Below are 24,630 nucleotides of genomic sequence, written 5' to 3' on the forward strand. Positions count from 1 at the left end.
CAATATGAGCTTCGGCGCCGATGAAGAGATCCTCCAGGACTTCCTGGTAGAGGCCGGCGAGATTCTCGAACAGTTGTCCGAGCAGTTGGTCGAGCTGGAAAGCCGGCCGGACGACATGAACCTGCTCAACGCCATCTTTCGCGGTTTCCATACCGTCAAGGGCGGAGCGGGCTTCCTCCAGCTCAACGAGCTGGTGGAGTGCTGCCACATAGCCGAGAACGTGTTCGACATCCTGCGCAAGGGTGAGCGTCGCGTCGACTCGGAGCTGATGGACGTGGTGCTCGAGGCTCTTGATGCAGTCAACGGCATGTTCGGCGAGGTGCGCGAGCGCCGCGAGCCGACGCCTGCCACGCCGGAACTGCTGGCCGCGCTGGCGCGCCTGGCTGAACCGGCTGGTGCCGAGCCGGCGCCTGCGCCGGTCGTGGCAGCCGCGCCGGAACCCGAGCCGGAGCCTGAGCCGGTTGCTGCGGCGTCCGGTGACATCACCGACAGCGAGTTCGAACAGCTGCTCGACGCCCTGGGCGATGCCCCGGCCGTGGAAGCGGCAGCGCCTGCCAGTGACGACATCACCGACGACGAGTTCGAGTCGCTGCTCGACCAGTTGCATGGCAAGGGGCAGTTCAGTGGCCCGGTCGAGACGCCTGCCAGCACCGCCAGTGCTGCCGCACCGGCGCCGGCGCCTGCCAGTGACGACATCACCGACGATGAATTCGAGGCGTTGCTCGACCAGCTGCACGGCAAAGGGCAGTTCTCCGGCCCGGCCGAAACCGCCGCGCCAGCCGTCGCTGCCAGTGAACCGCCGGCGCCTGCCGGTGACGACATCACCGACGACGAGTTCGAGTCGCTGCTCGATCAGTTGCACGGCAAGGGCAAGTTCGTGCCGCCGAGTGAGCCGGCTGCTCCTGCTCCGGCAGCGAAACCGGCTGCACCTGCAGCCAAGCCCGCCGCAGCGGCCAAGGCTGCTGCACCTGCTGCGCCCGCCAAGCCGGCCGCTCCGGCCAAGGCCGAGCCCGCTGCTGGCCGCGCCGCAGCCGCGCCGGCACCTGCTGGTGACAAGGCACCGGCGGCGAGCGAAGCGGAAACCACCGTACGCGTCGACACCGCGCGCCTCGACGAGATCATGAACATGGTCGGCGAGCTGGTGCTGGTGCGTAACCGCCTGGTGCGCCTGGGTCTCAACAGCGGCGACGAGGCGATGTCCAAGGCGGTGTCGAACCTCGACGTGGTCACTGCGGACCTGCAGACCTCGGTGATGAAGACCCGCATGCAGCCGATCAAGAAGGTGTTCGGCCGCTTCCCGCGTCTGGTCCGCGATCTGGCGCGCAACCTGAAGAAAGAGATCAACCTCGAGCTGGTGGGCGAAGAGACCGACCTCGACAAGAACCTCGTCGAGGCCCTGGCCGACCCGCTGGTGCACTTGGTGCGCAACGCCGTCGACCATGGGGTGGAAACGCCGGAGGAGCGCGAGAAGGCCGGCAAGGCCCGTGCCGGTCGCGTGGTGCTGTCCGCCGAGCAGGAAGGGGATCACATCCTGCTGTCGATCACCGACGACGGCAAGGGCATGGATGCCGACGTGCTGCGCGCCAAGGCCGTGGAAAAGGGCCTGCTGGACAAGGACGCGGCGGATCGCCTGAACGAGTTCGAATGCTACAACCTGATCTTCGCCCCGGGCTTCTCGACCAAGACCGAGATTTCCGACGTGTCCGGCCGTGGTGTCGGCATGGATGTGGTCAAGACCAAGATCACCCAGCTCAACGGCACGGTGAACGTGTTCTCGCAGAAGGGCCAGGGCTCGAAGATCATCATCAAGGTGCCGCTGACCCTGGCGATCATGCCCACGCTGATGGTGATGCTGGAAAACCAGGCATTCGCCTTCCCGCTGGTCAACGTCAACGAGATCTTCCACCTCGACCTGTCGCGTACCAACGTGGTCGATGGCCAGGAAGTGGTGATCGTGCGTGACAAGGCGCTGCCACTGTTCTATCTCAAGCGTTGGCTGGTACCGCAGGCCTTCCAGGAGGAACAGCGCGAAGGTCACGTGGTGATCCTCACCGTGGGCAGCCAGCGCATCGGTTTTGTCGTCGATCAATTGGTGGGTCAGGAAGAAGTGGTAATCAAGCCACTGGGCAAGATGCTGCAGGGCACTCCGGGCATGTCCGGGGCGACCATCACCGGCGACGGTCGCATCGCGCTGATTCTCGACGTACCGAGCATGCTCAAGCGCTACGCTCGGCGTTTCTGATGGTTTTGCGGCACGGGCCGAAGCCCGTGCCGTCTAGGAGTGTTTATGACTGTCAAGGTCTTGGTGGTGGACGATTCCGGCTTCTTCCGCCGGCGTGTTTCGGAAATTCTGTCTGCCGATTCCAGTATTCAGGTGGGAGGGACGGCCACCAACGGACGTGAAGCCATCGATCAGGCATTGGCGCTCAAGCCCGATGTGATCACCATGGATTACGAGATGCCGATGATGGACGGCATCACCGCGGTGAGGAACATCATGCAGCGCTGCCCGACGCCGGTGCTGATGTTCTCCTCGCTCACCCACGAGGGCGCCCGTGTCACGCTCGACGCGCTGGACGCCGGTGCCGTGGACTTCCTGCCGAAGAACTTCGAGGACATCTCGCGCAACCCCGAGAAGGTCAAGCAGATGCTGTGCGAGAAGGTGCACAGCATTGCGCGCAGTAACCGCCGTTTCAGTTCGGCCGCGGTGGCTCCGGCGCCGACAGCGGCCAGTCCGACGGCAGCGCCGGTTAGTCGCCCGGCCGCACCGGCACGGCCCGCTGTGGCCAGCCCGGCTGCGCGCAGCGCAGCGCCGTCCAGCAGCGCCTCGGCAGCACCCAAGCGCAAGGCCTACAAGCTGGTGGCCATCGGCACCTCGACCGGCGGCCCGGTGGCCCTGCAGCGGGTCCTGACCCAGTTGCCAGGCAATTTCCCGGCGCCTCTGGTGCTGATCCAGCACATGCCGGCGGCGTTCACCAAGGCCTTTGCCGAGCGTCTGGACAAGCTGTGCCGGATCCAGGTCAAGGAAGCCGAGGATGGCGACGTGCTGCGCCCCGGGCTGGCGCTGCTGGCGCCGGGCGGCAAGCAGATGATGGTCGATTCGCGCGGCGTGGTGAAAATCCTCCCGGGTGACGAGCGTCTGAACTACAAGCCCTGTGTCGACATCACCTTCGGTTCCGCCGCCAAGTCCTATGGCGACAAGGTGCTGGCGGTGGTGCTGACCGGCATGGGCGCGGACGGCCGCGAGGGCGCGCGCCTGCTCAAGCAGGGCGGCAGCCAGGTGTGGGCACAGGACGAGGCCAGCTGCGTGATCTATGGCATGCCCATGGCCGTGGTGAAGGCCAACCTGGCCGATGCCGTCTATGGCCTGGATGACATCGGTCGTCACCTGACCGAGGCCTGCCAGTGACCAACGCTAATGCGGATGCCTGCCAATGGATGTACTGAGCCTCATCGGCGTCATTCTGGCGTTCGTGGCGATACTCGGCGGCAACTACCTCGAAGGCGGCAATGCCGGCGCGCTGCTCAACGGGCCGGCCGCATTGATCGTGCTGGGTGGCACCGTGGGCGCTGCTTTCCTGCAGACGCCGGTGACCGTGTTCAAGCGTTCGATGGTCGTCGTGCGCTGGATCTTCTTTCCGCCGCGTATCGACCTGGTTGGCGGCATCAACCGGGTCGTCGGCTGGAGCATGGTAGCGCGCAAGGAAGGCCTGCTGGGGCTGGAGGCTGTCGCCGACGCCGAGCCTGACCCGTACGCGCGCAAGGGCCTGCAGCTGCTGGTCGACGGCGCCGAGCCGGAGTCGATCCGCAGCATCCTCGAGGTCGACCTCTACACCCAGGAAGCACGCGACATCCAGGCTGCCAAGGTGTTCGAGAGCATGGGCGGCTATGCGCCGACCATCGGCATCATCGGCGCGGTGATGGGGCTGATCCACGTGATGGGCAACCTGGCCGACCCGAGCATGCTCGGCAGCGGCATTGCCGTGGCGTTCGTCGCCACCATCTACGGCGTGGGTTTTGCCAACCTGCTGCTGTTGCCGGCCGGCAACAAGCTCAAATCCATCGCGCTGCGCCAGTCGCGTTACCGCGAGATGCTGCTCGAGGGCATCCTGTCCATCGCCGAGGGTGAGAATCCGCGTTCCATCGAGCTGAAGCTGCAAGGCTTCATGGACTGATGGGGGGATGGCAGCATGGCGCGCAGGCGGCACCAGGAAGAACACGAGAATCATGAGCGTTGGCTGGTCTCTTACGCCGACTTCATCACCCTGCTGTTCGCCTTTTTCGTGGTGATGTATTCGATTTCGTCGATCAACGAAGGCAAGTACAAGATTCTCTCCGAGTCGCTGACGGGAGTGTTCAATCAGCCGGATCGTTCGATCAAGCCGATCCCGGTGGGTGAAGAAAGGCCGCGTACCAGCGAGCCTGACGACACCACGCACGACGATCCCAGCTCCGATTCCACCCTGCAGAGTATCGCCTCGAGCGTGCGCGAAGTGTTCGGCGAGCTGATCCAGAGCGATCAGCTGACGGTGCGGGGCAACGAGATGTGGATCGAGATCGAACTCAGTTCCAGTCTGCTGTTCCCAAGTGGAGACGCCATCCCGAACAACCAGGCGTTTTCCATCATCGAGAAGGTCGCCAAGATTCTGGCGCCCTATCAGAACCCGGTCAAGGTGGAGGGCTTCACCGACAACCTGCCGATCCAGACCGCTCAGTACCCGACCAACTGGGAGTTGTCGTCGGCACGGGCGTCGAGCATCGTGCGTATGCTGGCCATGGATGGTGTCGACCCTTCGCGCCTGGCGGCGGTAGGCTACGGCGAGTTTCAGCCGATAGCGGACAACGCCTCGGCGGAGGGCAGGGCGCGCAATCGCCGGGTGGTGCTGGTGATTTCGCGCAATCTCGATACCCGTCGCGGTGCAGGCAGTACCTCGACTCGACAGTCCGGCGCTGGCACGCAACCTGCACCGGCGTCTGCGTCGGGGGTTCCGCAATCGTGACCTGTCAAATCCCAGTCGCCTGCCGCGTGCAGGTGACAGCCATTCTCGGCCTGAGCGCTGCGTGCCGGGAGGATGAGAGAAAATGAAAGTCTGGGCAGTAGCCAATCAGAAAGGTGGTGTCGGCAAGACCACTACGTCCATCGCCCTGGCAGGCCTCCTGGCCGATGCAGGCAAACGTGTGGTGGTGGTCGACCTCGACCCGCATGGGTCGATGACCAGTTATTTCGGGCATGACCCGGATACCCTGGAGCACAGCTGCTTCGACCTGTTCCTGCATCAGGGCAACGTGCCCCAGGGCCTGCCGAAGCAACTGCTGCATGGCACCAGCCACGAGAACATCTCGCTGCTGCCGTCGAGCACCGCACTGGCCACCCTGGAGCGCCAGTCTCCGGGGCAGAGCGGCCTGGGCCTGGTGATCGCCAAGAGCCTGGCGCAGCTGTGGGAGGATTTCGACCACGCGATCATCGACAGCCCGCCACTGCTTGGCGTGCTGATGGTCAACGCCCTGGCGGCCAGCCAGCAGCTGGTGATCCCGGTGCAGACCGAGTTCCTCGCGGTCAAGGGGCTCGAGCGGATGATCAGCACGCTGACCATGATCAACCGTTCGCGCAAGCAGGCGTTGCCTTACACCATCGTGCCGACCCTGTTCGATCGCCGTACCCAGGCATCGATGAGCACGTTGCGCGTTCTGCGCAATACTTATCCCGAGCACCTCTGGCCAGCCTACATTCCGGTCGACACGCGCCTGCGCGATGCCAGCCGGGCCGGGCGCACCCCGTCGCAGTTCGACGCGGGCAGCCGTGGCGTGATTGCCTACCGTGCCTTGCTCAAGCATCTGCTCAGCCACCAGCCAGCGGCGCAGGTGGCCTGAGATGAACGCTTGTGTTGAACTGCGCCACTCAAGTCGGAGCAGGCTGCAGCCGATAGACTGTAAAGATATCGTTTCGGGTTCCAGTCATGAGTCGTAACCTCGCCACCGCCACGCGTTCCCAGTTGGCCCTGCAGTCCTATCTCGATGGGCTGTTGCAGGAGGCTGTTGCCGAGCTGGAAGAGTCCGTCAGCCTCGATGAATTCGAGGCCGCGGTGCTCGAGGAGCAGGTGCGTGATGCGCGTCTGCTCGAACCCGTGAGCGTGGTTGCCGTGGCCGAGGCGCCCGCGCCAGCTCCGGTGCAGGCAGCGGTGCTGGTGGAAGCGCCGCCCGTGGCGTTGCGGGTGCCGGTGCAGACGCCAGTCATCGATGAGGCGCCTCCCGCCCTCGACCTCGATCTGGAGGTCGCGGCGCAACCGGCCGGGCTGCTGGCGGATGGTCGTCCGGCCTGGGCAGAAGAGCCGTTCGAGTGCCTGCTGTTCGACGTCGCCGGGCTGACGCTCGCCGTGCCGCTGATCTGCCTGGGCTCCATCTACCCGCTGGAGGGGCAGGAGCTGACGCCGTTGTTCGGCCAGCCAGACTGGTTTCTCGGTATCCTGCCGAGCCAGGCCGGTAACCTGAAGGTGCTGGACACCGCGCGCTGGGTGATGCCGGACCGCTACCGCGAGGACTTCCGCGAGGGCCTGCAGTACGTGATTTCGGTGCAGGGCTACGAGTGGGGGCTTGCCGTTCACCAGGTCAGCCGCTCGATTCGCCTGGACCCCAGCGAGGTCAAATGGCGCAGCCAGCGCACCCAGCGGCCATGGCTGGCCGGTACGGTGATCGAGCATATGTGCGCGCTGCTGGACGTCGCGGCACTGGCCGAATTGATCGCCAGCGGTGGCGCGAAACGGCTGAACGGTGGAAAACTGCATTGATAATTGGTGAGTTCGTGGTCACGGGCTCTATAGTTGAATGACAAGCGGGCTGACCCGCGAACGCCGCACTGGGCGGTTTCTGACGAGGCTAGGGACATGAAGAAAAGTTCTGCACAAGGTGCCGAAGATCCGATTCTGCAGTGGGTGACCTTTCGCCTGGACAACGAGACCTATGGCATCAACGTGATGCAGGTGCAGGAAGTCCTGCGCTACACCGAGATCGCTCCGGTCCCGGGTGCACCGAGTTACGTGCTGGGCATCATCAACCTGCGCGGCAACGTGGTGACCGTGATCGATACCCGCCAGCGCTTCGGCCTGGGGTCGGCGCCGGTGACCGACAACACCCGTATCGTCATCATCGAGGCGGACAAGCAGGTCGTCGGCATTCTCGTCGACAGCGTGGCCGAAGTGGTCTACCTGCGTCAGTCCGAGATCGAGACCGCGCCGAACGTCGGTAACGATGAATCGGCCAAGTTCATCCAGGGCGTCTGCAACAAGAACGGCGAGCTGCTGATCCTGGTCGAGCTGGACAAGCTGATGTCCGAGGAAGAGTGGTCGGAGCTGGAGAGCATCTGAGCCATGTCCGAGTTTGCCATGCTCGCTGCGGCCCTGGCCTTCCTGGCGCTGGTCTGCGTGGCACTGGGCATCGTCTGCAACGGCCTGCATCGCAACCAGCAGCGCCTGCTCGCCGAGCAGGCCAAGCACGATGCACTGCGTGATGCGCGGATCAAGGAGCTGGGCAAGCGGCTCGATGCCTACCTGACCGGCAGCATTCGCATGGGCGAAGAGCTGCACGAGCTGCGCCGCGTGGTGGCGCCGCTGCCGGACAAGGTCAGTCAGATCGAGCAGCGCGACCCCAGCAGCCTGTCCTTCACCCAGGCTGCACGCCTGGTCGGCATGGGTGCCAGCGTCGACGACCTGACCCAGTCCTGCGGGCTGAGCAAGGCGGAAGCCGAGCTGATCAGCCGCCTGCACAAGCCCAGGGCGGGGCAGCCGCAATAGCTGTCACTGATAGTCGGCAGCGTTCTTAGCAGGTCCACGGGCCTGCCCAATCAGTCCTAGCGCCTGTTTCATCCCATCTAAGCTGAAAGAAGGTTCTCGTGCGGCATTCGGAGGGGGATGATCATGCGTCGTCTGCTCGTTCTGTTCGCCAGCTGCTTGCTCTGCCAGCCGCTGATGGCCCAGGAAGCGCCTTTGCAGGTGTCCGGCGCCATCACCGTCAACGTCATGCAGGCCAAGCACCTGCATGACCATGGCGCGCTGTTCATCGATGTACGCCCGGCGCGCGAGTGGGGCTGGGGACATGTGCAGGGCGCCGTGCACCTGGACCTGCACGGTCGTTTTCCCGGCCTCGCCGAGGCATCCCTGCCGCGCGAGACGCCCCTGGTGATCTACTGCGACAGCGAGGTATGCGCGCAGAGCGCCGTGGCCGTCGAGCAGGCGGTGCGCTGGGGCTACACCCGGGTGTTCTATTTCCGTGGTGGCTACTTCGTCTGGCAGCTGTTCGACCTGCCCAGCAGCAAGGAGGCCGCCGACCAGCGCCTGGCGGTCAGTTCGCCGGCCCCTTGAGCAGGGGCAGCGGTGGCGTGACGTCGCGTTCGGCATCCGGGTCGAAGCCTGCGGGTGTCTTGCCCTGCAGGTACCAGGCGAAGGCGATGATCTCGGCGATGCAGCGATACAGCGTCTCGGGAATGGCGTCCCCCAGCTCCAGGCGCGCGAGCAGGCGCACCAGTTCGGCATTCTCGTAGATCGGCACTTCGTATTCGCGGGCGATGGCGAGTATGGCTTCGGCCAGCTCGTCGTCGCCTTTGGCGCTGAGCACGGGGGCGCTCTGTCCGTCGTAGTTGAGGGCGATCGCCTGGCGCGGCTCGGGCTGTGTCTTGCGGCTCATGCGGTTTCATCCACCCAGCGTTGTTCCAGCGAGGTTTTCGGGCCTTGTGGCGGCATGCCCTGGCTGCAGGCCAGTTCGCCGACCTCCAGGCCGGCGGCCTGCAGGCGCTCACGCAGATGGCCAAGTTCGGCGTTGATCAGCTGGGTGGTGTCGACGCGTTCGGCCCACAGCTGGCTGGACAGGCTGCCGCGCAGCAACTGTGCACGTACCTGCAGCGGGCCGAGGTGGTCCAGCTCGAACGCCAGCTCGACCTTCCACAGGGTGTCCTTCTGCTCGGCTTTCTCCGCTTTGCCGCTGTCCTCGCGCTGCAACTTGACCTGCAACGGGATCACCTCCTGCTGGTGGCGCATGGGCAGCTCCAGCTGCCAGGTGGTGACCAGGTTGCCGTTGGCGTCCACCTGGGTCTGCGCCAGGCTCGACAGCTGGTGCGTCTGCAGCCGCGATACGGCGGCAGCGGCGAGTTTCAACAGGGTTTCCAGATCGGCCTCGCCGTCCATGTTCTGCAGCAGGCGCGAGGGCAGGGGGAAGGTCAGCGCCTGCTGCCGTGCGGAGCCGCCGGTGGCGTTCACGCCAAGCAGCTGTCGGGCCAAAGTGGGCAGGTTCTGGTTGAGGGCGTTCTGCAGGCCGGCCAGCGCGCCTGCGCCGCCTGGCAGCTGCGGCATGAGCTGGGCGATCAGGCGCAGCAGGTTGGCCTTGAGGTCCTGGGGCAGGGCGGCGGTCTGGCCTTGCAGCAGCTTGGCTTCAAGCAGTACGCCGCTGCTTTCCAGTGCCTGTGCCAGGCCCTTGGCGGTGCTCAGCTGACTGCTGTCGGGGAGGGCGCCGAGCAGTTTGTCGATGCTGCCGCGCAGGGCGTCGTCCCCGGCGCTGAGGTTCTGCAGGCCTTTGAACAGGCCTTCCAGGGACGCCTGGCGGTTCTGCTGCGCGGCCAGCTGCTGGCCCAGCACCAGCTGGTCCAGGCGGCCGCTCAGCGGCAGGAAGGCCAGATTCTGGCTGCCCTGTACCTGGGCGCTGAGCAGGCTGCCGAGGGGCAGCTCCAGCGGGCTGTCCAGGGCCAGCTGGCTGCCAGCCAGCGGTGTGTTGAGCAGGTTCACCAGCAGGCGATAGACCGGCTGGGCGTTCTGCGTCGGCAGCGCGTCGCGGCTGACGACCTTGCCCTGCACCAGCGTGCCCAGGGGCAGCTGCTGCAGGTCCAGGCTGGTCAGCGGTTTGTCGCCGCCGGCCTGCAGCGCCAGGGCCAGGCGGGTGTCCGACAGCGCCGTCACCAGCAGCGCGCTGCCCTGCGCCAGTGGCCGTGGGCTTTCCGCCTGCAGGGTGGTCTGCTTGCCGCCATCGAGCGTCAGCTTGAGCAGCAGCTGGAAGCTCTGCGCCTGCTCACGGATGGCGACCACCTCGGCCTTGGCGCTTTCGCCTGCGGCCAGCATGCCCTCCAGCGGCTGCAGCAGGCGCACGGCCAGGTCAGCGGCCGTCACCGTGCTGCGAATCACCGGTGGCGAGGAGGGAAGCGGACGTGGGCTGCTGATTTCGCTCATCTGGGCTCTTGGTCGAAAGTCTGTTAACAACCTGTCGAAAATGCTGACTGCGGGGACAGTGATGCGACATGTATAATGCCGCCCCGTTCCGCACCGTACTTCCGGCTCGCGTCAGTATAGCGGCCTGGACTCTGCCTACTTTAACCCTGCCAGGTATCGATGACCCGTACCGTTCCCTTCCTCGAAGCCGTAGCGCTCAGCTGTGAGCGGGATTGGCGCATGTTGTTCGAGCATCTGGATTTCGCCCTGCAGGCCGGGGACATGCTGCAGATCAGCGGCCCCAACGGCAGCGGCAAGACCAGCCTGCTGCGCCTGCTGGCCGGCCTGCGGCAGCCGACGGCGGGCGACATCCTGTTGCAGGGGCGGGCGCTGGCGCAGCAACGCAGCGAGCTGGCGCATGACCTGCTGTGGATCGGCCACGCGGCCGGTATCAAGGGCCTGCTGACTGCCGAGGAGAACCTGGCCTGGCTGTGCGCCCTGCATCGTGCGGCCGACCGCGAGGCGATCTGGCAGGCGCTGGAGGCGGTAGGCCTGCGTGGTTTCGAGGACGTGCCCTGCCACACCCTGTCCGCCGGGCAGCAGCGCCGCGTCGCCCTGGCCCGGCTGTATCTGCCCGACACGCCACCGCTGTGGGTGCTCGACGAGCCGTTCACCGCCCTGGACAAGCATGGCGTGGCGCAACTGGAGGCGCATCTGGCGCGCCACTGCGAGCAGGGTGGCGTGGTGGTGCTGACTACCCACCACAGCCTCGCGCACAAGCCGGCTACCTACCGCGAACTCGATCTGGGGCAGCACGCCGCATGAGCAACGTCTTCACGCAACTGCTCAGCCGCGAGATGCGCCTGCTGGCCCGTCGCCCATCCGACCTGGCCAACCCGTTGGTGTTCTTCGCCATCGTCATCGCCCTGTTCCCCCTGGCGGTCGGGCCGGAGACGCAATTGTTGCAAACCCTTTCTCCCGGCCTGCTCTGGGTAGCGGCGCTACTGGCCGTGCTGCTCTCGCTGGACGGGCTGTTCCGCAGTGATTTCGAGGACGGCTCGCTGGAGCAGTGGGTCCTTTCGTCGCACCCCCTGCCTCTTCTGGTGTTGGCCAAGGTGCTGGCACACTGGCTGTTTAGCGGCCTGGCGCTGGTGTTGCTGGCGCCCCTGCTGGCCCTGATGCTCGGTTTGCCCGGGCGCTGCCTGCCGGTCCTGCTGCTGTCGTTGTTGCTCGGCACGCCGGTGCTGAGCCTGCTCGGCGCGGTGGGCGCAGCCCTCACCGTAGGTCTCAAGCGCGGCGGGTTGTTGCTGGCGCTGCTGATTCTGCCGCTGTACATCCCGGTGCTGATTCTCGGCAGCGGGGCTCTGCAGGCGGCCTTGCAAGGATTGCCGGCTGGCGGCCACCTGTTGTGGCTGGCCAGCCTCACTGCCCTGGCGGTGACGCTGACACCTTTTGCAATTGCCGCTGGCCTGACCATCAGCGTCGGCGAATAAGAACGAACCGTGATGCGTAGCCCGGATACAGTCCGGGCCACGTTACAGATGATGAGTCGACTGAATGAACTGGACGTGGTTTCACAAGTGGGGTTCGCCCAAGTGGTTCTATGAGATGAGCGGCCGCTGGCTGCCCTGGCTGAGCGTCGCGGCGCTGCTGCTGATCGCTGTCGGCCTGGTTTGGGGCCTGGCCTTCGCGCCGCCGGACTACCAGCAGGGCAACAGCTTCCGCATCATCTATATCCACGTTCCCGCGGCCTTCCTGGCCCAGTCCATCTACGTCATGCTGGCCGTCGCCGGCCTGGTCGGGCTGGTCTGGAAGATGAAGCTGGCCGATGTCGCCCTGCAACAGGCCGCGCCGGTCGGCGCCTGGATGACGGCGATCGCGCTGGTCACCGGCGCCATCTGGGGCAAGCCGACCTGGGGCACCTACTGGGTCTGGGACGCGCGCCTGACGTCGATGCTGATCCTGCTGTTCCTCTACTTCGGCGTCATCGCCCTGGGCAACGCCATCAGCAACCGCGACAGCGCCGCCAAGGCCTGTGCCGTGCTGGCCATCGTCGGCGTGGTCAACATTCCGATCATCAAGTACTCGGTCGAGTGGTGGAACTCGCTGCACCAGAGCGCGACCTTCAAGATCACCGAGAAACCGGCGATGCCAGTCGAGATGTGGCTGCCGCTGCTGCTCGCGGTGCTGGGTTTCTACTGTTTCTTCGGCGCCGTGCTGCTCTATCGCATGCGCCTGGAAGTGCTCAAACGCGAGGCCCGCAGCAGTTGGGTCAAGGCTGAAGTGCAGGCGCTGGTGGAGGGCAAGGCATGAGTTTCGCGTCGTTCTCCGAGTTTCTCGCCATGGGCACCCATGGCGCCTACGTCTGGAGCGCCTATGGCATCAGCCTGGTCGTCCTGGCGTTGAATGTGGTGCTGCCGATCCTGGCACGCCGCCGTTATCTGCAAGACGAGGCGCGCCGTTTGCGCCGGGAGAAGTCGAAGTGAATCCGGTTCGCAAGAAACGCCTGTACATCGTCCTGGCCATTCTCTGTGGCGTCAGCATCGCCGTTGCCCTGGCACTGAGCGCGCTGCAGCAGAACATCAACCTGTTCTACACGCCGACGCAGATCGCGGCCGGCGAGGCGCCGGTCGATACCCGCATCCGCGCCGGTGGTCTGGTGGAAGAGGGCTCGGTGAAGCGTTCGGCGGATTCGCTGCAAGTGGACTTCGTCGTCACTGACGGCGCTCACGGCGTGACCATCCGCTACCACGGCATCCTGCCGGACCTGTTCCGTGAAGGGCAGGGCATCGTCGCCCTGGGTCGGGTCAACGAAGACGGCGTGCTGGTGGCTGACGAGGTGCTGGCCAAGCACGACGAGAACTACATGCCGCCTGAAGTCATGCAGGCGCTGGAAAAGAGCGGGATGATGCAGAAACACGATGAGGCCAAGGCCGCCAAGCAGGGCTATCAGCAGGAGCGTGCGCAATGATCCCCGAGCTCGGCCATCTGGCGATGATCCTGGCGCTGTGCCTGTGCCTGGTGCAGGCGACGCTGCCGCTGATCGGCGCCTGGCGTGGTGACCACCAGTGGATGAGCCTGGCGCAGCCGGCTGCCTGGGGGCAGTTCGCCTTCCTGCTGTTCTCCTTCCTGTGCCTGACCTACGCCTTCATGGTCGACGACTTCTCCGTCGCCTACGTCGCCAGCAACTCCAACACCGCGCTGCCCTGGTACTACAAGTTCAGTGCCGTATGGGGCGCTCACGAGGGTTCCCTGCTGCTGTGGGCGCTGATCCTCGCTGGCTGGACCTTCGCCGTATCGATCTTCTCGCGGCATCTGCCGGAGGAGATGCTCGCCCGCGTGCTGGCCGTGATGGGCATGATCAGTGTCGGCTTCCTGCTGTTCCTGATCATCACCTCCAACCCCTTCGAGCGCCTGCTGCCGAACGCACCGATCGACGGCCGCGACCTCAACCCGTTGCTGCAGGACTTCGGCCTGATCGTGCATCCGCCGATGCTGTACATGGGCTACGTCGGTTTCTCGGTGGCCTTCGCCTTCGCCATCGCCGCGCTGCTCGGCGGCAAGCTGGACGCGGCCTGGGCACGCTGGTCGCGGCCCTGGACCATCGTTGCCTGGGCCTTCCTCGGCATCGGTATCGCTCTGGGCAGCTGGTGGGCCTACTACGAACTGGGCTGGGGCGGCTGGTGGTTCTGGGACCCGGTGGAAAACGCCTCCTTCATGCCCTGGCTGGTGGGCACCGCACTGATCCACTCGCTGGCGGTGACCGAGAAACGTGGCGTGTTCAAGAGCTGGACGGTGCTGCTGGCCATCGCGGCCTTCTCCCTGAGCCTGCTGGGGACCTTCCTGGTGCGCTCCGGTGTACTGACTTCGGTGCACGCCTTCGCCACCGACCCGGAGCGGGGTGTGTTCATCCTCGCCTTCCTGCTGGTGGTGGTCGGCGGATCGCTGGCGCTGTTCGCCGTGCGCGCGCCGGTGGTCAAGAGCCAGGTCGGCTTCGGCCTGTGGTCGCGCGAGACGCTGCTGCTGGTCAACAACATCGTGCTGGTGGTATCCGCCGCGATGATCCTGCTCGGTACGCTGTACCCGCTGGTGCTCGATGCCCTGACCGGCGCCAAGCTGTCGGTCGGCCCGCCGTATTTCAACGCACTGTTCCTGCCGCTGATGGCGCTGCTGATGGCGGTGATCAGCGTCGGCGTGCTGGTGCGCTGGAAGGATACGCCGCTGAAGTGGCTGGGCAGCATGCTGACCCCGGTGCTGGTGGCCAGCGTGGTGCTGGCGGCCATTGCCACCTTCGTCCACGGCGATTTCCACTGGGCGGTGCTGGCTGTGTGCGTGCTGGCCTTCTGGGTGATCCTCGCGGGGTTGCGCGACATCCTCGACAAGACCCGCCACAAGGGCCTGCTCAAGGGCCTGCCGAGCCTGGGCCGCAGCTACTGGGGCATGCAGCTGGCGCATTTCGGTTTCGCCGTATGCGCCCTCGGTGTGGTGCTGACCAGCCTGGGCAGCTACGAGCGTGACCTGCGCATGGCGCCGGGTGACTCGGTGGAGCTGGCCGGCTACCGCTTCCAGTTCGACGGTGCCGTGCATCATGAGGGTCCGAACTTCATCTCCGACAAGGGCACGGTGCGCGTCTTCGACGGCGAGCGCGAGGTCAAGGTGCTGTACCCCGAGAAGCGTCTGTACACCGTGCAGCAGGCGACCATGACCGAGGCCGGCATCGATGCCGGGTTCACCCGCGATCTCTTCGTCGCCCTCGGCGAGCCGCTGGAGCAGGGCGCCTGGGCCGTTCGCGTGCACATCAAGCCGTTCGTGCGCTGGATCTGGCTGGGCGGCCTGCTGATGGCCTTCGGTGGCTTGCTGGCTGCCGCGGACAAACGCTACCGGATCAAGGTGCGCACCCGCGTGCGCGAGGTACTGGGTCTGCAGGAGGCCAGCGCATGAAACGTCTACTGATGCTGTTGCCGCTGCTGGCATTCCTGGCGATTGCCGTATTCCTCTATCGTGGCCTGTTCCTCGATCCGTCGGAATTGCCCTCGGCGCTGATCGGCAAGCCGTTCCCGGCCTTCAGCCTGCCGTCGCTGGAGGACCCCGAACGCGCCATCAGCGAGGCCGATATCAAGGGCAAGCCGGCCCTGGTCAACGTCTGGGCCACCTGGTGTCCGTCGTGCCGCCACGAGCATCCGGTGCTGAACAAGCTGGCCGAGGCCGGCGTGGTGATCCACGGGGTGAACTACAAGGACCAGCGCGAGCCGGCACAGAAGTGGCTGCGCGAACTGCACAACCCCTACCAGCTCAACATCGAGGATGCCAAGGGCAGCCTGGGCTTCGATCTGGGCGTGTACGGCGCGCCGGAAACCTTCTTCGTCGATGCCAAGGGCATCATTCGCCACAAGTACGTCGGCACCATCGACGAGCGCGTGTGGCGCGAGCAACTGGCACCGATCTATCAGCAACTCGTCGATGAGGCCCGGCCATGAAGCGTCTGTTGCTTGCTGCCGGCCTGGCATTGGGCCTGGTGGCCGTGGCTCATGCGGCCATCGATACCTACGAATTCGCCAGCGAGGCGGAGCGTCAGCGCTACCGCACCCTGGTGGAAGAGCTGCGTTGCCCGAAGTGCCAGAACCAGAATATCGCCGACTCCAACGCGCCGATTGCCATGGACCTGCGCGACGAGGTCTACCAGATGGTCGAGGCGGGCAAGACGGACGCACAGATCATCGACTTCCTGGTCGCCCGCTATGGCGACTTCGTGCTCTACAACCCCCCGGTGACCAGCCGCACCTTGCTGCTCTGGTACGGCCCGGCCGGGTTGCTGCTGATCGGCTTCGTGGTGCTCGGCGTGATCGTGCTGCGCCGCCGTGGCCAGCAGAAGGACCGTGCCGACGCAGGCCTCTCCGTTGATGAGCAGGCGCGACTCGCCGCGCTGCTCGACCAAGCTTCTCAGGACAAGAAAGACCGATGATCGATTTCTGGTTGCCCGCCGGGCTGCTGTTGCTGACTGCCCTGGCGTTTCTGCTCATTCCTGTGCTGCGCATCCGCAAGCTGCAGGCCGAAGAAGACCGCACCGCGCTCAACGTCACCCTGTACCAGGAACGCCTGCAGGAGCTGGAATCCCAGCGCCAGGCAGGTGTGCTCGACGACGCGCAACTCGAGGCCGGCCGTGCCGAAGCTGCCCGCGAATTGCTGGACGACACCGAGGGCGTGCAGCGCCGCAGCAGTGTGCTGGGCGGCAAGATTCCGCTGTTCGCCGCCTTGCTGGTGCCTGTGCTGGGTGTCGGCCTGTACCTGCACTGGGGCGCCATCGACGAGCTCGAGCAGACGCGCCTGCTGGCGGCCCAGCAGCCGCAGAGCATCGAGGAAATGACCGCGCGCCTGGAGCAGGCGGTCAAGGAGCAGCCGCAGTCCGCCGAGGCCTGGTACTTCCTCGGACGTACCTACATGGCGCAGGAGCGTGCAGGCGACGCCGCCAACGCGTTCGAACAGGCGGTGAACCTGGCCGGGCGTGCGCCGGAGCTGCTTGGTCAGTGGGCGCAGGCGCTGTACTTCGCCGAAGGCAAGCAATGGAGCCAGCGTCTGCAGGCGCTCACCGACGAGGCGCTCAAGGGCGATCCGCAGGAGGTGACCAGCCTGGGTCTGCTGGGCATCGCGGCCTACGAAAGCCAGCGCTATGCGGATGCCGTGCGCTACTGGGAGCGCCTGGTCGCGGTGCTGCCGGAGCAGGACCCGTCGCGTGCCGCCATCGTCGGTGGTATCGAGCGGGCTCGCGAGCAGATGGGCGATGCCGGGCAGGCCAGTGCTGTCGCCGAACCGGGTGCCAAGGTGCATGCGCTGGAGGTCAGCGTATCGTTGTCGCCCGAGGTGCAGAAGAACGTGCAGCCGGATGATGCCGTGTTCGTCTTCGCCCGTGCCCTCAGCGGTCCGCCGATGCCGCTGGCGGTCAAACGCCTGAAGGTCTCCGACCTGCCGGCCCGGATCAGCCTTTCGGATGTCGACGCGATGATGCCGGAACTGAAGATCTCCCGGTTCGATCAGGTACAGCTGGTGGCTCGCGTGTCCCGCGCCGGCAATGCCACCCAGGGCGAGTGGACGGGCCAGGTCGGCCCGGTGGCCAACACCGCACGTGAGACCCAGACGCTGTTGATCGACAGCCGCGAAGGGCAGGTGCAATGAAGCGCCTGGTGCTGGCGGCATTGTTCGGATTCGGCCTGAGCGGCTGCGTGCTGCAGCAGCCGAACACACCGATCGACGATCTGCCGCCGGTCCAGCAGCCCTCGCATCCGCGTTATGCGCCGCCGCCTGGGGTGAAGAGCCACTGGAGCCCGGCGCTGGGGGTCTACGTGGTCGAAGGCGCGCGGGACCTGTACTACCGTGAGCGCGTCTTCTATCGCTTCGACGGTGGCTGGAGCTGGTCGCCCCGCGTGGCCGGTCCCTGGCAGGCGACCGACAGCAGTGGCATTCCGCCTGGGCTGTTCCGCCACTATCAGAACCGCTGATCAGGCGGTCCCCGCATATGAAAACGGCGCCCGCAGGCGCCGTTTTTCGTTTGTGCGAGCCGGGATCAGTGCGCCCAGATCAGCCCTACCAGCAGGTAGCAGATCAGCGTCACCAGCACCACGCCGAACAGATTGAGGGCGAAGCCCGCCTTGATCATCGACTGGATCTTCATGTGCCCGGTGCCGAACACGATGGCGTTGGGTGGCGTCGCCACCGGCATCATGAAGGCGCAGCTGGCGGCGATGGCGGCGGGAATCGCCAGCAGTTCCGCCGGCATCCCCTGGGACACGGCGAGGGCGCCGAGCAGCGGCAGGAAGGCGGCGGCGGTCGCGGTGTTGGAGGTCACCTCGGTGAGGAAGATGATCACCAGGACCACCACGCCGATCATCGCGATCACCGGCAGGGCGCCCAGCGCCCCCAGGCTCTGCGCGATCCACTCGGCCAGGCCGGTGCTGCGAATCACGCTGGCCAGCGACAGGCCGCCGCCGAACAGCAGCAGCACGCCCCAGGGCAGCTTGCTGGCGCTTTCCCAGTTCATCAGGAACACGCGCTTGCGGGTGTCCACCGGGATGATGAACAGGGCCATGGCGGCTGCGATGGCGATGCTGGTGTCGTTGACGCCGGGTAACTTGTCGGCGATCAGCGGCTGGAATACCCAGGCCAGGGCGGTGAGCACGAACACCAGGGCCACCAGCTTCTCGCCACGACTCAGTGGGCCGAGTTCGGCCAGCTCGCTGCGGATCAGCTGCGAGCTGTCGTGGCCGGCCAGCTTGAAGCCACCACGGGTCAGCCACCACCAGGTGAGCACCAGCATCACGAACGCCACGGGCAGGCCCAGCAGCATCCATTGGCCGAAGCCGATCTGCACGTCGTAGTTCTCGGCCAGGAAGGCCGCCAGCAACGCGTTCGGCGGCGTGCCGATCAGCGTAGCGATGCCGCCGATACTGGCGGCGTAGGCGATGGCCAGCAGCAGTGCGGTGGCGAAGCGCTCGCGCTCGGCGCCACCGGAGTCCTGTTCGCCGGCAAGCATGGCCACCACCGACAGGCCGATGGGCAGCATCATGATGGTCGTGGCGGTGTTGCTCACCCACATGCTGAGGAAGGCGGTGGCCAGCATGAAGCCGGCGATCTGCCGGCTCGGCTTGCTGCCCACGGCCAGCAGCGTCATCAGCGCGATGCGCTTGTGCAGGTTCCAGCGTTCCATGGCCAGGCCGAGGATGAAACCGCCGAGGAACAGGTAGATGGTCGGGTTGGCGTAGGGCGCGCTGGCGGCGTTGAGGCTGTCGATGCCCAGCGCCGGGATCAGCAGGATCGGCAGCAGCGACGTGGCCGGGATCGGGATGGCCTCGGTGGACCACCAGGTCGCCATCAGCAGGGTCAGGCCGATGGTGGCCCAGGCGGCACTGGAGAGTCCGGCAGGCGGTTCCGTGAGCAGGCAGGCGAGCAGCAGCAGTGGCCCGAGAATCAGGCCAATCCACGCCGCCTTGGCAGGCGCCGTGGTTTCATTGGTGGTAACGGCCATGGCGCTTCCTTCAGCGTAAAAAAGGCGGCTTTATAGCCCAGCGGGCGACTCTATGACCACGCGCTGGCCCATCGGTTTTGCTTCAGTCTGTTTCACGCCTGTCGCGAGGCGCTGAAGAGGCTGGATCGCAGCGCGTGAACAGCGGTCCGCCGCAGCGGTTGCAGAACGCCGCACTGTGCTCATGGCGGGGTTTGCGGCAGTGCGGGCAGTCGTGCTCCATCTGGCCATCCTGGCGCATCGCATTGGCCAGTTCCGCCGTGAAGATGCCGGTCGGCACGGCGATGATCGAGTAGCCGGTGATCATCACCATCGTCGCCAGCATCTGCCCCAGCGGCGTCTTCGGCGTGATGTCGCCGAAGCCCACGGTGGTCAGCGTCACCACTGCCCAGTAGATGCTGGTGGGGATGCTGGTGAAACCGTGGGCCGGGCCTTCGACCACGTACATCAGCGCGCCGAACACCGTGACCAGGGTAGAGACGCTGACCAGGAAGACGATGATCTTCTGCTTGCTGCCACGTAGCGCCACCAGCAGGAAATTGGCCTGAGTCAGGTAGTGGCGCAGCTTGAGCACGCGGAAGATGCGCACCATGCGGATCGCGCGGACAATCATCAGGTACTGCGCGTCGGCGAACATCAGTGCCAGGATGGCCGGCAGCACGGCCAGCAGGTCGACCAGGCCGAAGAAGCTGAAGGCATAGCGCAGCGGCTTGGGCGAGCAGTACAGGCGCAAGGCGTATTCGACCGCGAACAGTGCGGTGAAGAACCACTCCAGCGCACTGAACAGCCCGGCGTACTGGTTGTGGAAGCGCTCGATGCTGTCGAGCATCACCACCACCAGGCTGGCGAGGATGGCCACCAGCAGCCAGTTGTCGAAGCGCTGCGCTGCCGGCGTGCTGGTCTCGAAGATGATGATGTAGAGGCGCTGACGCCAGCTCTGCCGATTGTCCATGGCAATGTCCGAAATCTGAAAAGGGGCACAGCCTAGGCAGGAAGGGGGGAGAGGGCAAGGGACGATCACCTCCTGCGCGCCTGCCCAGGCTACTCGCCTTCCAGCGACGACTCCTCCCGTGGGTCGGCCAGGATGAAGCTGTCACCGGTCACTGCGGTGATGCGTGCCGTGCCCAGGTTGAGCAACTGCCACTGCCATTCCCCGTAGCGCGTGCGCAAGGTGCCGTGCGCCTGGCAGGGGCCGTGGAGGTACCAGTCGTGTTCCTGGCGCGGCGTGATGAGGATGGCGTGGCGCAGGAAGTCGGCGACCATCGCCGCGCTGACGGTGAACGTCTGGCAGCCCTCCTGCTGCGGGCCGCTGCGATCCTCGCTGACGAGGATGTCGCTGACCGGGCCGATCAGGCTGGGGCTGGTTTCTGCGCTGGCCGTGGCTGCAGCCAGCAGCAGGCCGAGGCCGAGTGTGCGTCTGTCCATGATCCTGGGGTTCCCTGAGCGGCTCATGGCGCGATCTTAACCTGTCGGCGTGCTGTCCTTCACTGCGCGCTGCCAGCTTTGTGCGCCGGCTCTGATCAGCCAGCAGGTCAGGATGAACGGCATGGTCAGGGCCGGCAGCCCGACGGCGCTGAAACCCGGCTGCAGGATCAGGGCGAGGAGGATGCCCGCTGCCGGTGCCAGCGGGCTGCGGTGCACCTGGGCCAGGGCGATGGCCGCGAGGCTGGCGTTGTAACCAAACAGGCCGGCCAGTGCCCCCTCGTCGGGCCAGCCCTGGGTGATTGCCAGGGCGAGCCCGCCACTCGAGCCGAGCAGCGCCCAGAAGGCCGCACGGCCATCGGCCAGACGCAGGCCGAGCAGCAGGCACAGTCCGGCCAGTGGCGAGTCGAGGAAGATGACCTGGCCGAGGCCGCGCAGCACGGCCAGCAGCAGCTGCAGCGCGTTCAGCTCAGGTATGCCGGGGGGCGCTGGTGGTGTGTCGGTCGGCCATTGCAGCTGGGCCGTCAGCGCCAGGAGCAACCAGCCCAGCAGCACGAAGGGGAAGGTGAAGGCCGGTAGCCAGCCCTGTTGGCGCATGCGCTGCATCCAGGGGGCCAGCAACAGGCTGGAAAGGCCGGCGCTGGTGAGGATCAGCACGGGCAGCAGTGGTGTCCAGGGCAGTTTCAGGCTGAGCAGCAGGCCGAGCAGGATGCCGTTGTAGCCGTACAGGCCGATGGCGATGTCCGCGGGCGGGTAACCGCGGCGCTGCGCGACCAGGGTCGAGGTCAGGCCGCCGAGCAGGGCGCCGGCGAGCAGTTCCGGCGCGCCGACGAGGATGGCCAGCAGCACCAGCAGGCCACAGCCCGGGTGTTGCTGGAGGAATATCTGGGCGAAGCCGCTGAGCAGGGCGCGCAGGCTCCGCAGGGCGGGGTAGGCAGTTGTCAGTGGACGCATGATCGATGTGCCAAGAGAGCTGTCTCCCCCAGCCCCTCTCCCGTACGCGGGAGAGGGGCGCCGTCCGGGCGGCTCGACGGCTCTGTGCAGGGCCGCCGGCGCGGTGCGTAGCCCAGCTGGAATCCCGGACGGGAGGCTGGGGCATTCCCCGGATTTCATCCGGGCTACGCCTCAATGCAGCGTTTCGATCCTCAGGCTGTTGGTGCTGCCTGGCTGGCCGAAGGGTTCGCCGGCGGTGATCACCACCGTCTCGCCGCGCTTGGCCATGCCCTGGGCCTGGGCGATCTCCAGGGCGGTGCTGGTGACTTCCTCGACCTTGCGCAGGCGTTCGTTGACCACCGAGTAGATGCCCCAGGCCACGGTCAGGCGGCGGGCGGTGGTCAGGCTCGGCGTCAGGCTCAGGATCGGGGCTTTCGGCCGTTCCCGCGAGGCGCGCAGGCTGCTGGCGCCGGACTCGCTGTAGTTGACCAGCGCGGCGACCGGGAGGATCGAGCTGATGCGGCGAATGGCGCAGCTGATGGCATCGCTGGCCGTGGCTTCGGCCTGCGGACGGCCGACGTCGAGCTGGCTCTGGTAGTCCGGGCCGCTCTCCACCTGGCGGATGATCTTGCTCATCATCTGCACGGTTTCCAGCGGATAGTCGCCGGAGGCGGTTTCTGCCGACAGCATCACCGCATCGGCGCCTTCGGCCACGGCGTTGGCCACGTCGGTGACTTCGGCGCGGGTCGGCGCCGGGGAGAAACGCATGGACTCGAGCATCTGCGTGGCTACCACCACCGGGCGGCCAAGCTGACGGCAGGTGCGCACGATGTCTTTCTGGATGCGTGGCACGTTCTCCGCCGGGACTTCCACGCCCAGATCACCGCGCGCGACCATGATGGCGTCGCACAGCCTGGCGATGTCTTCCAGGTGGGTGACGGCCGAGGGTTTCTCGATCTTGGCCATGAGGAAGGCCTTGCCACCGATCAGTTCGCGGGCTTCGATGATGTCCTCGGGGCGCTGCACGAACGACAGCGCCACCCAGTCCACGCCCAGCTCCAGGCCGAAGGCCAGGTCGCGGCGGTCCTTCTCGGTCAGCGGCGACAGCTGCAGCACGGCCTCGGGCACGTTGACGCCCTTGCGGTCGGACAGCTCGCCACCGGCCACCACGCAGGTGTCTACGGCGTCGCGCTGCTTGCCGGTCACCTTCAGGCGCAGGCGGCCGTCGTCCAGCAGCAGGCTCATGCCCGGCTGCAGGGCCTCGATGATTTCCGGATGGGGCAGGTTGACCCGGCTGGCGTCACCGGGCGTGGCGTCCAGATCTAGGCGCAGGCTCTGGCCGTTGACCAGTTGCACCTTGCCTTCGGCAAAGCGGCCGACGCGCAGTTTCGGCCCCTGCAGGTCCATGAGGATGCCGATGGGCTGATTCAGCTCGCGCTCCACGTCGCGTACCCACTGGTAGCGCTGGGCATGATCGGCATGTTCGCCGTGGCTGAAGTTGAGACGGAACAGGTTGACCCCGGCCTCCACCAGCTGGCGGATATGCGCGGCGTCGCGAATCGCCGGGCCGAGGGTGGCGAGGATCTTCACTTTCTTGTCAGCGTTCATTGGGTTGGGGCCTCGAGAATCAGGAGAGCGCGGAAATCGTTGACGTTGGTACGGGTCGGCCCGGTGACGATCAGCTCGTCGAGGGCGGCGAAGTAGCCGTAGCCGTTGTTGTTGTCCAGTTCGTCGCGGGCAGACAGGCCCTTGATGCCGGCACGGGCATAGCTGTAGGGCGTCATGATGGCGCCGGCGTTGTCTTCGGAGCCGTCGATGCCGTCGGTGTCGCCGGCCAGCGCATAGACACCGGGCAGGCCCTTGAGGCTGTCGGTGAGGCTGAGAAGGAACTCGGCGTTGCGCCCGCCGCGCCCGTTGCCGCGTACGGTCACGGTGGTTTCGCCACCGGAGAGGATCACGCACGGCGGCTTGATCGGCTGGCCGTGCAGCTGCACCTGGCGGGCGATACCGGCGTGCACCTTGGCCACGTCGCGCGATTCGCCTTCCAGGTCGCCGAGGATCAGCACCGGCAGGCCAGCCGCCTCGGCCCTGGCGGCAGCGGCGTCGAGTGACTGCTGTGGGGTGGCGATCAGCTGGAAGTGGCTGCGGGCGAGTACCGGATCACCCGGCTTGACCGTTTCCGAGCGCGGGTCCTGCAGCCAGCTGCGCACGTTGCTCGGGATGTCTATGGCGTAGCGCGCGAGGATCGCCAGGGCCTCGGCCGAGGTGGTCGGGTCGCTCACGGTGGGGCCGGACGCGATCACCGTGGCTTCGTCGCCGGGCACGTCGGAGATGGCGTAGGTGTAGACGGTGGCCGGCCAGCAGGCCTTGGCCAGGCGGCCGCCCTTGATCGCCGAGAGGTGCTTGCGCACGCAGTTCATCTCGCCGATGGTGGCGCCGGATTTCAGCAGCGCCTTGTTGATCGCCTGCTTGTCGGTCAGCGAGATACCCGCCGCCGGCAGGGCCAGCAGCGAGGAGCCTCCGCCGGAGAGGAGGAAGATCACCCGGTCGTCTTCCGAGAGGTTGGACACCAGCTCCAGCACGCGACGGGCGACGCGCTCGCCGGCGTCGTCCGGCACCGGGTGGGCGGCTTCCACCACTTCGATCTTCTTGCACTCGGCGCCGTGTTCGTAGCGGGTCACCACCAGGCCGCTCACCTCACCTTGCCACTCCTGCTCGATGACCTCGGCCATGGCCGCAGCCGCCTTGCCGGCACCGATGACGATGACGCGGCCGCTGCGGTCGGCGGGCAGGTGGTCGGCCAGCACCTGGCGCGGATGCGCGGCGGCGATGGCGGTGGCGAACAGGTCGCGCAGCAGGCGTTGCGGATCGAAGGTCATGGCGGTGTTCTCTTGGTCTTGGCTTGAGAGTCGCGCAGCGACGCCTTTCTTCATGGCCTTCTCCTGGCGGGAGCAGGTGGCGCGAAACGCCGGATGAGGGAGGCGGGCAGGCCGCGTAGGAGTCGATGAGCCGGGGTGCCTGCGCGGCATGTCCGTCAGGGTGATGCTGGATCGATTCCATTCCCCAGGCGCCGCCTGG

The 24,630-nt window shown here is 66.3% G+C and carries 27 protein-coding genes; 19 read left to right on the forward strand and 8 right to left on the reverse strand.

Annotated elements, in window-relative coordinates; all coding sequences use genetic code 11:
* Positions 1–4 precede the first annotated feature (4 nt).
* From EPK82_RS01125 to EPK82_RS01165, 9 genes are all read left to right on the forward strand, one after another.
* Positions 5–2,242, forward strand: a complete 2,238-nt coding sequence (locus tag EPK82_RS01125) for a chemotaxis protein CheA (RefSeq protein WP_134675535.1) — start codon at positions 5–7, stop codon at positions 2,240–2,242.
* 45 nt (positions 2,243–2,287) lie between these two features.
* The gene (locus tag EPK82_RS01130; protein WP_134675536.1) at positions 2,288–3,409 is read left to right on the forward strand and encodes a protein-glutamate methylesterase/protein-glutamine glutaminase; all 1,122 of its coding nucleotides are present in this window, start codon (positions 2,288–2,290) and stop codon (positions 3,407–3,409) included.
* Between the two features lie 25 nt (positions 3,410–3,434).
* Positions 3,435–4,175: a flagellar motor protein gene (locus EPK82_RS01135; RefSeq protein ID WP_037050473.1), complete on the forward strand. Its 741-nt coding sequence runs from the start codon at positions 3,435–3,437 to the stop codon at positions 4,173–4,175.
* Between the two features lie 15 nt (positions 4,176–4,190).
* Positions 4,191–5,000, forward strand: coding sequence for a flagellar motor protein MotD (gene motD, locus EPK82_RS01140; protein ID WP_037050475.1), 810 nt, complete (start codon positions 4,191–4,193; stop codon positions 4,998–5,000).
* 82 nt (positions 5,001–5,082) lie between these two features.
* Positions 5,083–5,871, forward strand: coding sequence for a ParA family protein (locus tag EPK82_RS01145; protein ID WP_037050478.1), 789 nt, complete (start codon positions 5,083–5,085; stop codon positions 5,869–5,871).
* Between the two features lie 86 nt (positions 5,872–5,957).
* The gene (locus tag EPK82_RS01150) at positions 5,958–6,785 is read left to right on the forward strand and encodes a CheW domain-containing protein (RefSeq protein ID WP_134675537.1); all 828 of its coding nucleotides are present in this window, start codon (positions 5,958–5,960) and stop codon (positions 6,783–6,785) included.
* Positions 6,786–6,881: 96 nt separating this feature from the next.
* Positions 6,882–7,361: a chemotaxis protein CheW gene (locus tag EPK82_RS01155; protein WP_037050483.1), complete on the forward strand. Its 480-nt coding sequence runs from the start codon at positions 6,882–6,884 to the stop codon at positions 7,359–7,361.
* Between the two features lie 3 nt (positions 7,362–7,364).
* Positions 7,365–7,787 carry a DUF2802 domain-containing protein gene (locus EPK82_RS01160; RefSeq protein ID WP_134675538.1) on the forward strand — a complete coding sequence of 141 codons (423 nt, stop codon included), beginning with the start codon at positions 7,365–7,367 and terminating at the stop codon, positions 7,785–7,787.
* Between the two features lie 123 nt (positions 7,788–7,910).
* Positions 7,911–8,354: a rhodanese-like domain-containing protein gene (locus EPK82_RS01165; RefSeq protein ID WP_134675539.1), complete on the forward strand. Its 444-nt coding sequence runs from the start codon at positions 7,911–7,913 to the stop codon at positions 8,352–8,354.
* Here the strand turns inward: EPK82_RS01165 and EPK82_RS01170 are convergent.
* Both EPK82_RS01170 and fliK read right to left on the reverse strand, forming a co-directional pair.
* Positions 8,335–8,676, reverse strand: coding sequence for an EscU/YscU/HrcU family type III secretion system export apparatus switch protein (locus EPK82_RS01170; RefSeq protein WP_037050489.1), 342 nt, complete (start codon positions 8,674–8,676; stop codon positions 8,335–8,337). The genes EPK82_RS01165 and EPK82_RS01170 overlap by 20 nt on opposite strands.
* Positions 8,673–10,205 carry a flagellar hook-length control protein FliK gene (fliK, locus tag EPK82_RS01175; protein WP_134675540.1) on the reverse strand — a complete coding sequence of 511 codons (1,533 nt, stop codon included), beginning with the start codon at positions 10,203–10,205 and terminating at the stop codon, positions 8,673–8,675. Before fliK ends, EPK82_RS01170 begins: the two co-directional genes overlap by 4 nt.
* 159 nt (positions 10,206–10,364) lie before the next feature.
* Between fliK and ccmA the strand changes: the two genes are divergently transcribed.
* From ccmA to EPK82_RS01225, 10 genes are all read left to right on the forward strand, one after another.
* Positions 10,365–11,009 carry a cytochrome c biogenesis heme-transporting ATPase CcmA gene (gene ccmA / locus EPK82_RS01180; protein ID WP_134675541.1) on the forward strand — a complete coding sequence of 215 codons (645 nt, stop codon included), beginning with the start codon at positions 10,365–10,367 and terminating at the stop codon, positions 11,007–11,009.
* On the forward strand, positions 11,006–11,677 hold the full coding sequence (gene ccmB, locus EPK82_RS01185; RefSeq protein WP_037050495.1) for a heme exporter protein CcmB: 672 nt from the start codon (positions 11,006–11,008) through the stop codon (positions 11,675–11,677). Before ccmA ends, ccmB begins: the two co-directional genes overlap by 4 nt.
* Positions 11,678–11,741: 64 nt before the next feature.
* Positions 11,742–12,497: a heme ABC transporter permease gene (locus EPK82_RS01190; RefSeq protein WP_037050497.1), complete on the forward strand. Its 756-nt coding sequence runs from the start codon at positions 11,742–11,744 to the stop codon at positions 12,495–12,497.
* The gene (gene ccmD, locus EPK82_RS01195; RefSeq protein ID WP_037050499.1) at positions 12,494–12,670 is read left to right on the forward strand and encodes a heme exporter protein CcmD; all 177 of its coding nucleotides are present in this window, start codon (positions 12,494–12,496) and stop codon (positions 12,668–12,670) included. Before EPK82_RS01190 ends, ccmD begins: the two co-directional genes overlap by 4 nt.
* The gene (gene ccmE, locus EPK82_RS01200) at positions 12,667–13,155 is read left to right on the forward strand and encodes a cytochrome c maturation protein CcmE (RefSeq protein ID WP_037050501.1); all 489 of its coding nucleotides are present in this window, start codon (positions 12,667–12,669) and stop codon (positions 13,153–13,155) included. Before ccmD ends, ccmE begins: the two co-directional genes overlap by 4 nt.
* Entirely contained in the window at positions 13,152–15,125 is a 1,974-nt protein-coding gene (locus tag EPK82_RS01205) for a heme lyase CcmF/NrfE family subunit (RefSeq protein WP_134675542.1), read from the forward strand. The genes ccmE and EPK82_RS01205 overlap by 4 nt, the downstream gene beginning before the upstream one ends.
* On the forward strand, positions 15,122–15,661 hold the full coding sequence (locus EPK82_RS01210) for a DsbE family thiol:disulfide interchange protein (protein ID WP_037050505.1): 540 nt from the start codon (positions 15,122–15,124) through the stop codon (positions 15,659–15,661). Before EPK82_RS01205 ends, EPK82_RS01210 begins: the two co-directional genes overlap by 4 nt.
* Positions 15,658–16,146, forward strand: a complete 489-nt coding sequence (locus EPK82_RS01215) for a cytochrome c-type biogenesis protein (protein WP_037050507.1) — start codon at positions 15,658–15,660, stop codon at positions 16,144–16,146. The genes EPK82_RS01210 and EPK82_RS01215 overlap by 4 nt, the downstream gene beginning before the upstream one ends.
* A complete protein-coding gene (gene ccmI / locus EPK82_RS01220; protein ID WP_134675543.1) occupies positions 16,143–17,354 on the forward strand; it encodes a c-type cytochrome biogenesis protein CcmI in 1,212 nt (403 codons plus the stop codon). Before EPK82_RS01215 ends, ccmI begins: the two co-directional genes overlap by 4 nt.
* Positions 17,351–17,677 carry a glycoside hydrolase family protein gene (locus EPK82_RS01225; protein ID WP_037050511.1) on the forward strand — a complete coding sequence of 109 codons (327 nt, stop codon included), beginning with the start codon at positions 17,351–17,353 and terminating at the stop codon, positions 17,675–17,677. Before ccmI ends, EPK82_RS01225 begins: the two co-directional genes overlap by 4 nt.
* 65 nt (positions 17,678–17,742) lie before the next feature.
* Here EPK82_RS01225 and EPK82_RS01230 read toward each other — a convergent pair whose 3' ends face one another.
* The 6 genes from EPK82_RS01230 to EPK82_RS01255 all read right to left on the reverse strand — a co-directional run bounded on the left by EPK82_RS01230 (position 17,743) and on the right by EPK82_RS01255 (position 24,431).
* On the reverse strand, positions 17,743–19,200 hold the full coding sequence (locus EPK82_RS01230; RefSeq protein ID WP_134675544.1) for an SLC13 family permease: 1,458 nt from the start codon (positions 19,198–19,200) through the stop codon (positions 17,743–17,745).
* Between the two features lie 82 nt (positions 19,201–19,282).
* Positions 19,283–20,149 (reverse strand): ion transporter, encoded by an 867-nt coding sequence (locus EPK82_RS01235; protein WP_037050516.1) that lies wholly within the window; start codon positions 20,147–20,149, stop codon positions 19,283–19,285.
* 89 nt (positions 20,150–20,238) lie between these two features.
* Positions 20,239–20,622 (reverse strand): hypothetical protein, encoded by a 384-nt coding sequence (locus EPK82_RS01240; protein ID WP_037050518.1) that lies wholly within the window; start codon positions 20,620–20,622, stop codon positions 20,239–20,241.
* A 36-nt stretch (positions 20,623–20,658) separates the two neighbouring features.
* Positions 20,659–21,573: an urea transporter gene (locus EPK82_RS01245; protein WP_134675545.1), complete on the reverse strand. Its 915-nt coding sequence runs from the start codon at positions 21,571–21,573 to the stop codon at positions 20,659–20,661.
* Between the two features lie 171 nt (positions 21,574–21,744).
* Complete coding sequence (gene pyk, locus EPK82_RS01250; RefSeq protein WP_047588620.1) at positions 21,745–23,160, reverse strand: pyruvate kinase; 1,416 nt, start codon at positions 23,158–23,160, stop codon at positions 21,745–21,747.
* A complete protein-coding gene (locus EPK82_RS01255; protein WP_134675615.1) occupies positions 23,157–24,431 on the reverse strand; it encodes a glycerate kinase type-2 family protein in 1,275 nt (424 codons plus the stop codon). The genes pyk and EPK82_RS01255 overlap by 4 nt, the downstream gene beginning before the upstream one ends.
* Positions 24,432–24,630 lie beyond the last annotated feature (199 nt).

Source organism: Ectopseudomonas khazarica (assembly GCF_004521985.1).
Classification (GTDB): domain Bacteria; phylum Pseudomonadota; class Gammaproteobacteria; order Pseudomonadales; family Pseudomonadaceae; genus Aquipseudomonas; species Aquipseudomonas khazarica.

Excerpts from the sequence above, each read along its gene's own strand:
- EPK82_RS01190 (WP_037050497.1), top strand. The coding sequence starts at position 11,742 with ATGAACTGGACGTGGTTTCACAAGTGGGGTTCGCCCAAGTGGTTCTAT.
- EPK82_RS01165 (WP_134675539.1), top strand. The coding sequence starts at position 7,911 with ATGCGTCGTCTGCTCGTTCTGTTCGCCAGCTGCTTGCTCTGCCAGCCG.
- EPK82_RS01135 (WP_037050473.1), top strand. The coding sequence starts at position 3,435 with ATGGATGTACTGAGCCTCATCGGCGTCATTCTGGCGTTCGTGGCGATA.
- EPK82_RS01155 (WP_037050483.1), top strand. The coding sequence starts at position 6,882 with ATGAAGAAAAGTTCTGCACAAGGTGCCGAAGATCCGATTCTGCAGTGG.
- ccmA (WP_134675541.1), top strand. The coding sequence starts at position 10,365 with ATGACCCGTACCGTTCCCTTCCTCGAAGCCGTAGCGCTCAGCTGTGAG.
- EPK82_RS01225 (WP_037050511.1), top strand. The coding sequence starts at position 17,351 with ATGAAGCGCCTGGTGCTGGCGGCATTGTTCGGATTCGGCCTGAGCGGC.
- ccmB (WP_037050495.1), top strand. The coding sequence starts at position 11,006 with ATGAGCAACGTCTTCACGCAACTGCTCAGCCGCGAGATGCGCCTGCTG.
- EPK82_RS01160 (WP_134675538.1), top strand. The coding sequence starts at position 7,365 with ATGTCCGAGTTTGCCATGCTCGCTGCGGCCCTGGCCTTCCTGGCGCTG.
- EPK82_RS01170 (WP_037050489.1), bottom strand. The coding sequence starts at position 8,676 with ATGAGCCGCAAGACACAGCCCGAGCCGCGCCAGGCGATCGCCCTCAAC.
- EPK82_RS01215 (WP_037050507.1), top strand. The coding sequence starts at position 15,658 with ATGAAGCGTCTGTTGCTTGCTGCCGGCCTGGCATTGGGCCTGGTGGCC.
- EPK82_RS01150 (WP_134675537.1), top strand. The coding sequence starts at position 5,958 with ATGAGTCGTAACCTCGCCACCGCCACGCGTTCCCAGTTGGCCCTGCAG.
- EPK82_RS01240 (WP_037050518.1), bottom strand. The coding sequence starts at position 20,622 with ATGGACAGACGCACACTCGGCCTCGGCCTGCTGCTGGCTGCAGCCACG.
- fliK (WP_134675540.1), bottom strand. The coding sequence starts at position 10,205 with ATGAGCGAAATCAGCAGCCCACGTCCGCTTCCCTCCTCGCCACCGGTG.
- EPK82_RS01125 (WP_134675535.1), top strand. The coding sequence starts at position 5 with ATGAGCTTCGGCGCCGATGAAGAGATCCTCCAGGACTTCCTGGTAGAG.
- motD (WP_037050475.1), top strand. The coding sequence starts at position 4,191 with ATGGCGCGCAGGCGGCACCAGGAAGAACACGAGAATCATGAGCGTTGG.
- ccmD (WP_037050499.1), top strand. The coding sequence starts at position 12,494 with ATGAGTTTCGCGTCGTTCTCCGAGTTTCTCGCCATGGGCACCCATGGC.
- pyk (WP_047588620.1), bottom strand. The coding sequence starts at position 23,160 with ATGAACGCTGACAAGAAAGTGAAGATCCTCGCCACCCTCGGCCCGGCG.
- EPK82_RS01145 (WP_037050478.1), top strand. The coding sequence starts at position 5,083 with ATGAAAGTCTGGGCAGTAGCCAATCAGAAAGGTGGTGTCGGCAAGACC.
- EPK82_RS01235 (WP_037050516.1), bottom strand. The coding sequence starts at position 20,149 with ATGGACAATCGGCAGAGCTGGCGTCAGCGCCTCTACATCATCATCTTC.
- EPK82_RS01210 (WP_037050505.1), top strand. The coding sequence starts at position 15,122 with ATGAAACGTCTACTGATGCTGTTGCCGCTGCTGGCATTCCTGGCGATT.
- EPK82_RS01230 (WP_134675544.1), bottom strand. The coding sequence starts at position 19,200 with ATGGCCGTTACCACCAATGAAACCACGGCGCCTGCCAAGGCGGCGTGG.
- ccmI (WP_134675543.1), top strand. The coding sequence starts at position 16,143 with ATGATCGATTTCTGGTTGCCCGCCGGGCTGCTGTTGCTGACTGCCCTG.
- EPK82_RS01245 (WP_134675545.1), bottom strand. The coding sequence starts at position 21,573 with ATGCGTCCACTGACAACTGCCTACCCCGCCCTGCGGAGCCTGCGCGCC.
- EPK82_RS01205 (WP_134675542.1), top strand. The coding sequence starts at position 13,152 with ATGATCCCCGAGCTCGGCCATCTGGCGATGATCCTGGCGCTGTGCCTG.
- EPK82_RS01130 (WP_134675536.1), top strand. The coding sequence starts at position 2,288 with ATGACTGTCAAGGTCTTGGTGGTGGACGATTCCGGCTTCTTCCGCCGG.
- EPK82_RS01255 (WP_134675615.1), bottom strand. The coding sequence starts at position 24,431 with ATGACCTTCGATCCGCAACGCCTGCTGCGCGACCTGTTCGCCACCGCC.